Consider the following 11261-nt stretch of genomic DNA (forward strand, 5'->3'; position numbering starts at 1 on the left):
GGAATCCCATGGATGCGACAGATACCGGTTTTGTGCTCATGAGCGCGGCCCTGGTGATGTTCATGACTCCGGGGCTCGCCCTGTTTTACGGCGGCATGGTGCGCGCCAAGAACGTGCTCGCCACCCTCATGCAGAGTTTCATCCTGCTCGGCCTGGTGAGCGTCCTTTGGGCGGTCGTCGGCTACACCCTGGCCTTTGGCACGGATGTAGGCGGCATCATCGGCGCCTTGGACCACCTGCTCCTTGCCGGGGTGGGCGGTGAGGCCCCGGAAGGCTGGACCCTTAGCATCCCGCCCATAGCCTTCATGATCTTTCAATGCATGTTCGCGGTCATCACCCCGGCCCTCATTACCGGCGCCTTTGCCGAACGCATGCGTTTTGCGCCGTTTCTCGTGTTCTCGGGGCTGTGGCTCGTGTTGGTGTACTGCCCCATGGCCCATTGGGTCTGGGGGGGCGGCTGGATGGGCAAGATGGGGGCTCTGGACTTCGCCGGCGGGGCAGTGGTGCACATGTGCTCGGCCGCCGCGGCCTTGGCCGGCTGCCTGGTCATCGGCCCGCGGCACGGATTCCGCAAAGAGGCCCACATTCCCCACAACCTCCCCATGACCATCCTCGGCGCCGGCATCCTCTGGTTCGGATGGTTCGGCTTCAACGCCGGCTCCGCCTTGGCCGCCAACGCACAAGCCGCCATGGCCTTTGCCACCACCCATTTCGCCGCTGCCGCCGGGGCCTTGTCCTGGGTGGCCGTGGAGTGGCGGCACCGGGGCAGGGCCACCACCTTGGGCGCGGTCTCGGGTGCCGTAGCTGGGCTTGTGGCCATCACTCCGGCGGCGGGCTATGTGTCGGTGGGGGCTTCGCTTCTCCTGGGCCTGGCGGCCGGGGCGGTCTGCTACTGGGCCGTGCTCCAGAAAAACCGGTTCGGTTATGACGACGCCTTGGACGTGGTCGGCATCCACGGTGTGGGCGGCACCTTAGGGGCACTGGGCACGGGGGTTTTTGCTCATTTTGGAGAATTCCGTGGACTCCTTGCCGGCAATCCGGCCCAATTATGGATCCAGTTCGTCTCGGTGGTGGGCACCTGGGTCTTTTGTTTTCTCATGAGCTATGTGCTCTTCAAGGTCGTCGATGCGACGCTGGGGCTGCGCGTGTCGCCCGAAGACGAAACCCGGGGCTTGGACGTCAACGAACACCGTGAAACGGGCTATCAATGGTAGCCAGACATAAGGAGCGCTCCATGAAAAAGATCGAATTCATCATCCGACCCTTCAAGCTGGATGAAGTCAAAGAAGCCCTCACCGCTGCAGGCGTACGCGGTATGACCATCACCGAAGTCAAAGGCTTTGGCCGCCAGCGGGGACACAAGGAAATCTACCGCGGGGCCGAATACCAGGTGGACTTCGTGGCCAAGGTAAAGATCGAGGTGGTATGCGAGGACGCCCTCGCCCCTGCCGTGGTGGAAGCCGCCCGAGCAGCGGCCATCACCGGCCAGGTGGGTGATGGCAAGATCTTCGTCCTGCCCGTGGACGACGCCATGCGCATCCGTACCGGAGAAACCGGTGAGGCCGCCATCTGACCGCCCAGCACCGCACCCCCCGGGAACGCAGGTTCTCGAACGAGTCCAGGGCTTGCGCCGCCGGGCCCTGGCACTGCCCTGCGGCCGACCCATGGAGCGGGCCCTTTCCCGCATCATGACGGCCGCGGTGGCGGTGCTCGCCCAAGGGTTCCCCGGCTGCGTGCTGGCAGTGGGCGGCTTTGGCCTCAGCCAGCTCGCCCCGGGCTCGGACCTGGACATCTGCCTGCTGCGGCCACCGCATCTGCCTGCTGAAGACAGCGGCCGCTGGGTCCAAAGCATCGTCTACCCCCTGTGGGACAGCGGGATGCAGGTGGACTACAGCGTCCGTACCCCCGCCGAAACCCTGGAGCTCGCGGCCCAAGATCCCAAGGTCCTGGCAGGGCTGCTGTCTGCGCGGCCCATCGGCCCAGACCCAGCAGGGCTGTTTCCGGAGCTCCGCCAGGGTGTTCGCCGCATCCTCACCTCCGCCGCGCGCCGCACCTTCGTGCAGTGGATCGCCGCAAACGGCCCTACCGAATACGCCTGCATCGAGCCGGACCTCAAACACAGCCCCGGCGGCCTGCGGCATTGGCACCACTTAGGCTGGCTCGCCGCCGCCTTTCCCGGTCGGGAAGGGGCACGGTTTCTCGACCTCGGGGTGTTGGCCCCAGATCAGCTGGAGGCCTTGTGTGCTGCGGCGCAGACCATCCGTCAGGTGCGCTGCGCCCTGCACTGCACCACCCAACGGCGTCACGACGTGCTTTCCGCCGAACTCCAAGACGCCGTGGCCCAACGCCTTGGCACCTCGCGGCCCGCGCTCTCCCAACGTTTGCAAGAGGCCATGGCCCGCATCCGCCTGGCGCGCTGCGCCATGGTGCGCGAAGTCCTGGGCCGCATGGAGCGCAAACGCCGGCCGCCAGGCCGCCGCTGCGACGGCATCCGCCATACCCCCGGCGGTCTGGGCTTTGCCGAAGACCCCGGCGCGCACCCGCATCTGGTGCTGCGCCTCATCGAGACAGCGGCCCACACCGGCATCCCCCCCAGCTTCTCCGCCCAAGGGGCCCTGCTCCGCCTGAGTGCCGAACAGGCGGCAGCGCTCACCCCGCACCTTGCCACCTGGCTCCACGATATCCTCCACGCCCCCTTCGGAGAAGCCGCCTTCGCCGCGCTCCTGGACTTAGGGCTTTTGCGCATCCTTTTCCCGGAGCTCGCACCCAGTCTTTCCGTGGTGCCCCTGGACGGTTGGCACCGCCACCCGGTGGGCTGGCACAGCCTGCGCTGCGCCATGCTTCTTGCCCAGCCCCAAAAGCTGCTCCTCGCCGCGCCCTGGCTCGAAACGCTCCCCACAGCCCCCAAGGACCACCGCGCCCTGGTGTGGGCAGGACTTCTCCACGACATGGGAAAACCCCAGCCCCGCCATGAGGTGCGCGGCAGCATCCTCGCCCGCCACCTGCTCATCCGCCTTGGGGAGGCCGAGACGGACATCGACACGGTCTCCTTCCTTATCGCCGAGCACCTCACCCTCTTCCAGGTGGCCACGCAACGCGACCTGAACGATTCCGCCACCATTCACGCCGTCGCCCACAAGGTGCAGACCCCCGAACGTCTGGCTGCCCTAGCGCACCTCGCCGTGGCCGACGCCATGGCCACTGGGCCTGCAGCCTGGAACACGTGGCGCAGCCTCTTGGTGGAGGAGCTCTGCGCCAAGACCGCCCGGGCACTCCAGGGCCGTCCCCTGCGCGCGCCGTCCCGTGATAAACTCCCCCAAGACTTTCTTCGAGAGCTTCCCGAGCCCGCCCGAGAGCGCATCAGCGACGCAGACCTGCACCGCATGGCCGAGCTCTTCGCCCGCCAGCGCAGCGCCCCCCAGACTCTCCACACCCTGGCCTGGTCCGTGCATGACCAGGATCCCCAAGTCTGGAAGTGCGCGGTCATGGCCCCGGATCAACCCGCTCTCTTCGCCACCCTGGCCGGGTGCTTCGCCATCAAGGGGGCTGATATCCTCAACGCCGAAATCTTCACCACACGAGGGGGCACCGCCATGGACCTCTTCGTCGTGCGTCTGCCGGAAACCGACGCCGCCTACTTCTGGCCAGCCTTCACCAAAGAGGCCCGCACCAGCCTCACCGATCCCCACGCCCTGGCCACTCGCATCGCGGCCCGGGGCAAATCCCCCCTGCGCCGCCAACCTCCACCCGGTCCCAAGCCACAAGTGCGCCTCGATGCCGAAAAGGCCATCCTCGAAGTCCGCGCCAGCGACCGGCCCGGGCGGCTCTTCGACATCACCTGGGAACTGGCCCTGCACGGGGTAAGTGTGCAGGCCGCCAAGATCGCCACCCATGGAGATCACATCCACGATATCTTCTTCCTCCAGCAAGCCCCCAACGCTTCCTGGCGGTTGAGCTCTACGCTCCAGCCGCTCCTTGCCGCCATCCTCCGTCGGCTCCAGACCGAGTAAGCGTCCCAAAGCACCGGCGCCGGCCACCCTGTGCGGACAGCCGGCGCCAGTGTATCGTGTTCTTGAAGGATACTCAGGATGCGACCAGCGCAGTCTTTTCCGCCCGCCGGGCAAACCAGATGGCGCCCAGGATGATGCCTGCCCCCACGAGCAGCGCCAGGCACATGAAGCCGTAGCTCACATGGCCCAAGAGCGTGACCACGGAGTCGGACATTTCCAGCAGATTCAGTTGCACCAGATACTTGGGAATGGCCAGGCAGCGGCTGACCGCAACAATGAGCATGATAGTGGCCATGACGCCCTTGACCATATAATCCCGGACATACGTGGTCCCGATGGCGCCCAACTGGACCCCCAAAAGCGAGCCGGACAGGATGATCAGGACGAGACGGATATCCACCATCCCATGCAAAGCCCAATTGATGGAGCCGCCCAGGCCCATGACAAAGGCGATCACCAGCTCCGTGGCCGAAGCCACCAAACCGGAGACCCCAAGGACGTAGATCATGCCGGGCACCCCGATAAAACCGCCCACCGCAATGGTGGCCGCCAGCATGCCGGTGGCCAGACCCACGGGGAGGGTCACCCACAGGGAAACCCGAACGCCGGCGGTCTTGAAGGTGATCATGGGCCACAGCTCAATGCGCTGGATGCGCTTGGCGAGCGCGCCGACCGTCTCCACGCCGCCGCAGCGCACGCAGGAGATGGCGTCCCGGGCCACATAGCTCCCCACGGAGACCAGCACGAGCACGAAGGCCAGGCTCACGTACAGATTGGAGCCCGCCTGCCCCCAACGCTCCAGGATATAGTGCTGGATCATGATACCGAGCTGCACGCCCACGCCCGCGGACGCCGCCATGATCAGGCCGAGCTTGATGTCCACCTGGCCGTAGCGAAAACGCTTGATGGCGCCCACCAGGGCCTTGGGGAATTTGTGGCACATATTGCTCGCCACCGCCACCGTCCCGGGAACACCGAGGCTCATCATGCCCGGAGTCAGCACGAAAGCGCCGCCAGAGCCAATGAACCCGCTCACCAGTCCGCCCACAAATCCGACAATGAACAGAAACGAAATGGCCTGGAAGCTCAACTCAATAAACTTCGAGGTATCCAACGCAAGCATATCCATGATAGTCCAGCTCCTTACTCGGCATGGAGTGTCGCACGCATCTGGGGACGCACTTCGGCGGGCTTTTCCACGCGCTTGTGCACCCGCTTGGCCTCAACCCCAAGGCATGTCCACAGGTTCGAGGTAAAGTTTCCGTAAAGATAGGAAACAATGAACACCGTTGCGATGGGACCTGCCGCCCACCACGAGCCCTGGGAAAAATACGCGGCAATCAAATCTGCGTACGCAAATACCGCTGCATAGAACGCAGCCGAAAGTACGCCGAAGAGCAGCGTTTTCCCTATGGGCTTCTTCGTTCCACTCTGCATAGCTCCTCCTTGTTATTCCACTGTGAACAGTGGAGATGATACATGACCTTCCAAACACATGGACTCGTCCGGCCCACTCAACACCAGTTCCACGCGGCCCAGCTCATGACAGATGGACTCCACCTGCGCGGTCACACATCCGCTGCGCACCACATGGCGGGCGACCACCCCCATCTGCCGGGCGCGCTCCAGCCACGGCTGTACCGATTGCTCGGCCTGGGCCGTAAAAGTTTCTTCCAGATGCTGGCGCATGGCGGCCGTGCCCCCGCCACCGGCGTCCCGCACGTTGCAAAAGACGACTTCGTAATCCATGCGCTGCGCCAGTCCCAATGCATACTCCGCCAGCACCGATGGGAAGCCCGCCCCGTGCCCCAAGACGAGGATGCGACGCCCTTGGGAAGAACCGCGCCGCAGCACCTCCTGCGCGAGCAGTTGCTCGCCGGCCTCGGCCAGGGCAAAAGCCTCGCCAAATTCCTCCCAGACATCCCGCAACCGCCCCCGCTGGCGCATACGCACCCCCGCAGGAACGCGAGAGCGGCTGCCGTGCGATCTCCCCTTTCCCATGTGTCTACTCCGCCCGCATAGTGGGACGAGGGCGCTGTGTTGCCGGCTGCTGTTGCTCCCGCTGCACCGTCCGCTTGTCCTCACCGCGCAAAAGCCACCGGGCCTCTTCCACGCGTCCACGTTCGGCAAAGGCCACCGCCGCGAACGACCGTTCGATTTCTTCCCGAAGCGCTGTCATACTGATCCTCCAGGTTTGATTGTTGCATCTTCACCTAACCAAGGATCATGCCAGGCACGGCCTTCAAAAAAAATCCTTGAAATACAAAGGTTTTCTTGGGGTGCACAAAAATACGCCCCATAGACCCTTGTTGCAGAATGCAATAAAAAACAAAGGCAAAAATGGAACTATTTGTTTTTCAAACAACTTTTTAAATGTTGCCAAATGCAACATGATGATGCACCCCAACGCACGGAGGCCGACATGCGTTTTTTCTGGAAGCCTGAACCAGAACCCGCCCCCAGCACGAACACGACCGACACCCCGGAAGCACTGCGCCTCGCGGCCGCGCGCCTGCCCCAAGGCCCCCGCCAGGCCGTGGAGGCGGAAGTGGAGCGCCTGGAGCACACGGACCCCAGTGCGGCCGAGTACGCCATCAGCCTCAACTATATCCGCACATTGCTGGATCTGCCCTGGGAGACGGAGACCACCGACAATTTCGACCTGCGTCAGGCGGAAGCGATCCTGGACGCAAGCCACGCCGGCATCGGGCACATCAAAGAGTTGGTGCTGGAGCACCTGGCGCAGCACACGCTCCTGTCCCAGAAGAAGGCGTCACTGCTCATCGTGGACGATGAAACCGTGGCCAGAAACAACCTGCGCTATACCCTGGCCAAAGAAGGCTACCACATCGAGGTGGCCGGCGACGGCATGGAGGCCATTGAAAAGGTGCGCCAGTGGGAGTTCGATCTCATCATCACCGACCTGAAGATGGAGCGCATGGACGGCATGAGGCTCCTGGAGGAAGCCAAGAAGATCTCCCCCAACACCCAGGTGATCATCGTCACCGGGTACGCCACGGTGGACACCGCGGTCCAGGCCATGAAGACCGGCGCCGTCCATTACCTCTCCAAACCCATCGACATCCAGGAGCTGCGCGAAACCGTCTCCTCCATCCTGAGGGCCTCCCAGCGCAGCTACACGCCCCGCTCGCCGATCCTCTGCTTCGTGGGGCCTCCAGGGGTCGGCAAAACCTCGGTGGGCATGGCCATCGCCGAAGCCCTGGGCCGCAAGTTCTGCCGCCTTTCCTTGGCGGACCTGCGCGACGAGAGCGAACTTCGGGGCCACCGGCGCACCTACGTCGGCGCCCTGCCGGGCCGCATCATCCAGGCCATCCGCAGCGTGGGAGTGAAGAACCCAGTGTTCATGCTCGACGAGATGGACAAGATCGCCCAGGACGCCAAAGGAGACCCGGCCTCGGTCCTGCTGGAGATCCTCGATCCGCAGCAGAACCACCAATTCCTCGACCGCTATGTGGACATCCCCTTCGACCTCTCCAAAGTGCTCTTCATCGCCACGGCCAACACCACCGCCCGCCTCGCCGGCCCGGTGCTGGACCGCATGGAGGTCGTCCCCTTCAGCGGGTATTCGGAGACCGAAAAGCTCGAGATCGCCCAACGCTTCCTCATCCCCCGCCAGCTTCGGGAGCACGGCCTCACCCGACCCCGACCCACGTTCACCGACGAGGCCGTCATCCTCCTGGTGCGCGCCTACACCAACGAGGCCGGGGTGCGGGGCCTGGACCGGGAAATCGGACGCATCTGCCGCAAATTGGCGCGCGCCTACCTTGAACACGAGACCATGCCGCAGCAGGTGGACGCGCAGACCATTACGCTCCTGCTCGGGCCTCCCCGCTTCGTGCACACCATCTCCTGCCAGGAGCAGCGCGTGGGCGCGGCCACGGGGCTGGTATGGTCCGAAACCGGCGGCGAGCTCATCACCGTGGAGGCCACCCGCATGCCCGGCACCGGCCAGCTCCTCCTCACCGGTTCCTTGGGCGAAGTGCTCAAGGAATCGGCGCAGATCGCCCTCAGCTACATCCGCAGCAACGCCCAGCGCCTGCGCGTGCCTGCGGACTTCTTCGCCACCGAAGACATCCACATCCACATCCCGGCAGGCGGCATCAGCAAAGACGGCCCCTCCGCAGGCCTCACCATCGCCGTGGCCCTGGTGTCGCTTCTGGCGTGCCGTCCGGTGCGGCCCGAGATCGCCATGTCCGGGGAGATCTCCCTCACCGGCCGCGTGCTGCGGGTGGCGGGCATCCGGGAAAAGCTTTTGGCGGCCCGGCGCGGCGGAGCCCAGCTGGTCATCCTGCCTGCGGAAAACGCCCCGGATGTGGAAGCCCTCGCCGTATCCGGGACGGAATACCCCCAGGTCCTCTTCACCAATGACATCGACACCGCCCTGCGCACGGCCTTGGTACGCGAGGAAACCGCATGAGAATCGCCACCATCACCATCCGCCACAAAGTGCTCCTGGGGAGCATGATCGCCGTGGTCGGCGCGCTGCTGCTCGGCGTCATCTCCTTCCGGTATCTGGTACAGATCGAAAACGCCCTGCACCAGGAGGAGTTCGTCAACGACCTCGGCAACGAAATCCTGGAAATCCGACGCTACGAGAAAAACTACCTCCTCTACCGCTCCCCTGAAGACCTCTCCGAGGCGCGGCGCTATCTCCAGCAAAGCTTCTCCCACCTGGAGCATCTGGCCCAAACCGAGCCCATGCCGATCCCGGCGCAGGACATCCAGGAACTCGAAAGGCATCTCCAACGCTACGGCGAACTCCTCGACCAGATCCCGCACACGCTGTCTGCCCCTGCCCTGCTCGAAAACCTCCGCAACCAAGGGCACATGCTGGTGGAAACCTCCCAACACTTCCTTGCCAACCACCGGCATCACATCCTCACCATCGTGGACACCCTCAAACGGCAGCTCATCTTTTCCATCATCGCCGCCCTGGCCATCGGCCTGCCCCTGGCCTGGTTCATGACCCGCAGCATCATCGACGCCCTGCACCTCATCACCCTCTCCACCGCCCAGATCGCGCAGGGAGACTTCCGGCCGCTGCCGCCCAACAAACGCGGCGACGAGACTCAGATGGTCATCGAGGCCATCAATACCATGATTTCGGAACTCGAGAAACGACAGCAGCAGCTCCTGCAAGAAAAAAAGCTGGCCTCCCTGGGTGTGCTCACCGCAGGCATCGCCCACCAGCTCAACAATCCCCTCAACAACATCTCCACCTCCTGCCAGATCCTGCGTGAAGAAGAAGACATCATGCGCCATGAGCTTGCCCGGGAGCTCCTTTCCGCCATCTATCAGGAGGTGCTGCGGGCCCGTGACATCGTGAAAGGACTCTTGGAATTCTCCCGCGCCACCGAGTTTTCCCGCAAACCGACCCCGCTTGCCGCCATTGTGCAACGGGCGGTGCAATTGGTGGACAGCCACCGGCCGGCAGGCATCCTCATCGACACCCGCATCCCCGACACCCTCATCCTCCCCATCGACGCCCAGCGCATGCAGGAGGTCTTTCTCAACCTGCTCATCAATGCCATTCAGGCCATGGGGGAAGCCGGCCGTATCACCATCGAGGCCACTGCGGATCCGGCCTCCGGCACGGCCATCGTTCAGGTGGCGGACACCGGCCCCGGCATCCCCGCCGAGTACCTCGGCCGCGTCTTCGACCCCTTCTTCACCCTCAAAGAAAACGGCAAAGGCACGGGCCTGGGGCTGTCCATCGTCTTTGGCATCATCAAGAAACACGGCGGCACCATCAGCGCAGAAAACCGCCCAGACGGCCCCGGCGCCCGGTTCACCATCCGCCTTCCCCTGCACCAGCCGGAGGACGCATGAGCACCGCCCTAAAGCCAACGGCCCTGGTCGTGGACGACGAGGCCATTGCCCGCAAAAACCTCGCCCTGGTGCTCACGCGCCAAGGGCTCACGGTGGAGCAGGCGGCAAACGGCGCTGAAGCCCTGGCCGCCTTGGAGCACAACGAATTCGATCTGGTGATCACCGATCTCATGATGACGGGGGTCAGCGGCATGGACGTGCTCCAGCGCACCAAGGAGCTCTGGCCCGCCACGGAAGTCCTCATGGTCACCGGCTACCCCACCATCGAGACTGCGGTGGAGGCCATGCGCCGCGGGGCGTACCACTACCTGGTCAAGCCCTATCAGATCGACGAAGTGCGCGCCCTGGTGGACAAGGCCCTGGAAAAGCGCCGCCTCCGCCAGGAGGTCCAGGAGCTCCGCCAGCGGCTCCGCCAGGCCAACGAAATCCCCTTTCTGGGCGAGGCCCCGTCCATCCGCCAGCTCAAGCGCACCCTGGAACACGTGGCCCCCACGGACTCCACGGTGCTCATCCTCGGTGAGACCGGCACGGGCAAGGAACTCGTCGCCCGCACCATCCACCTGCTGAGCCGCCGCGCACAGCAGCGCTTCCTGGCCATCAATTGCGGGGCCTTCACGGAAGATCTCCTGGAAAACGAACTCTTCGGCCACGAGGCCGGGGCCTACTCCGGCGCCCAGCGCCCCCACAAAGGGCTCTTCGAAGCCGCACACGGGGGGACGCTTTTTCTCGATGAAGTGGGAGAAATGTCCCCGTCCATGCAGGTCAAGCTCCTGCGTGCGCTGCAAGAGCGCACCATCCGCCGGGTGGGCGGCACCGACGACATCCCCGTAGATGTGCGCATCATCGCCGCCACCAACCGCGACCTGCAGCGGGAAGTGGCCCACGGGACCTTCCGCCAGGACCTCTACTTCCGGCTCAACGTCATCACCCTTGAGGTCCCCCCCCTTTCCGAACGGCGCGAAGACATCCCGCTGCTCAGCCACTTCTTTCTCGCCAAGGCCGCACGCCGGCTCGGAAAAGAGGGACTTTGCCTCGCGCCGGAGACCCTCGAGATACTGCACCGCTACCCTTTTCCCGGCAACGTGCGGGAACTCGAAAACATCATGGAACGGGCCGCGGTGCTGGCGGAAGGCACCACCATACTCCCGCGCCACCTGCCCCCGGACCTCTCCGCGGTCCAGGGACACGTGCAGCGCCCCTGCCACCAGCAACTCATCACCCTGGAAGAAAACGAACGGCTCCATATCGCCTGGGTCCTGCGCCATTGCCAGGGCAACCGCACCCAAGCCGCCAAGATCCTGGGCATCGACCGGGCCTCCCTCTGGCGCAAGCTCAAACGCTACGCCATGGCCGACGCCCTGGACGACAAGGACAGTTCCGCAGACGCATAGCCTGCCCCGA

10 protein-coding genes are annotated in these 11261 nt (G+C 64.5%); 6 read left to right on the top strand and 4 right to left on the bottom strand.

Translation table 11 applies throughout. The features are described from left to right. Positions 1–8: 8 nt before the first annotated feature. Genes QMF81_RS01440 through QMF81_RS01450 form a run of 3 tightly spaced genes read left to right on the top strand, consistent with a single transcriptional unit; the run spans position 9 to position 4010 of the window. The gene (locus QMF81_RS01440) at positions 9–1214 is read left to right on the top strand and encodes an ammonium transporter (RefSeq protein WP_281751315.1); all 1206 of its coding nucleotides are present in this window, start codon (positions 9–11) and stop codon (positions 1212–1214) included. Positions 1215–1234: 20 nt separating this feature from the next. Then, positions 1235–1573, top strand: coding sequence for a P-II family nitrogen regulator (locus tag QMF81_RS01445; protein ID WP_281751317.1), 339 nt, complete (start codon positions 1235–1237; stop codon positions 1571–1573). Between the two features lie 52 nt (positions 1574–1625). After that, entirely contained in the window at positions 1626–4010 is a 2385-nt protein-coding gene (locus QMF81_RS01450; RefSeq protein ID WP_281751319.1) for an ACT domain-containing protein, read from the top strand. 73 nt (positions 4011–4083) lie between these two features. On the opposite strand, the gene QMF81_RS01455 is transcribed toward QMF81_RS01450, so the two are convergent. Genes QMF81_RS01455 through QMF81_RS01470 form a run of 4 tightly spaced genes read right to left on the bottom strand, consistent with a single transcriptional unit; the run spans position 4084 to position 6189 of the window. Beyond that, a complete protein-coding gene (locus QMF81_RS01455; protein WP_281751320.1) occupies positions 4084–5139 on the bottom strand; it encodes a sulfite exporter TauE/SafE family protein in 1056 nt (351 codons plus the stop codon). Positions 5140–5153: 14 nt separating this feature from the next. Continuing rightward, entirely contained in the window at positions 5154–5447 is a 294-nt protein-coding gene (locus QMF81_RS01460; RefSeq protein WP_281751322.1) for a hypothetical protein, read from the bottom strand. 12 nt (positions 5448–5459) lie between these two features. After that, positions 5460–5957 (bottom strand): hypothetical protein, encoded by a 498-nt coding sequence (locus QMF81_RS01465; RefSeq protein ID WP_281751324.1) that lies wholly within the window; start codon positions 5955–5957, stop codon positions 5460–5462. A gap of 58 nt (positions 5958–6015) precedes the next feature. Further along, positions 6016–6189 carry a hypothetical protein gene (locus QMF81_RS01470; protein ID WP_281751326.1) on the bottom strand — a complete coding sequence of 58 codons (174 nt, stop codon included), beginning with the start codon at positions 6187–6189 and terminating at the stop codon, positions 6016–6018. A gap of 243 nt (positions 6190–6432) precedes the next feature. On the opposite strand from QMF81_RS01470, the gene QMF81_RS01475 reads away from it, so the two are divergent. Genes QMF81_RS01475 through QMF81_RS01485 form a run of 3 tightly spaced genes read left to right on the top strand, consistent with a single transcriptional unit; the run spans position 6433 to position 11251 of the window. Then, positions 6433–8448, top strand: coding sequence for a S16 family serine protease (locus tag QMF81_RS01475; RefSeq protein WP_281751328.1), 2016 nt, complete (start codon positions 6433–6435; stop codon positions 8446–8448). Beyond that, positions 8445–9860, top strand: a complete 1416-nt coding sequence (locus QMF81_RS01480; RefSeq protein WP_281751330.1) for an ATP-binding protein — start codon at positions 8445–8447, stop codon at positions 9858–9860. The genes QMF81_RS01475 and QMF81_RS01480 overlap by 4 nt, the downstream gene beginning before the upstream one ends. Further along, positions 9857–11251: a sigma-54 dependent transcriptional regulator gene (locus QMF81_RS01485; RefSeq protein WP_281751332.1), complete on the top strand. Its 1395-nt coding sequence runs from the start codon at positions 9857–9859 to the stop codon at positions 11249–11251. Before QMF81_RS01480 ends, QMF81_RS01485 begins: the two co-directional genes overlap by 4 nt. The last annotated feature ends 10 nt before the right edge of the window (positions 11252–11261 follow it).

This window comes from Thermodesulfomicrobium sp. WS (assembly GCF_027925145.1).
Classification (GTDB): Bacteria; Desulfobacterota; Desulfovibrionia; order Desulfovibrionales; family Desulfomicrobiaceae; genus Thermodesulfomicrobium.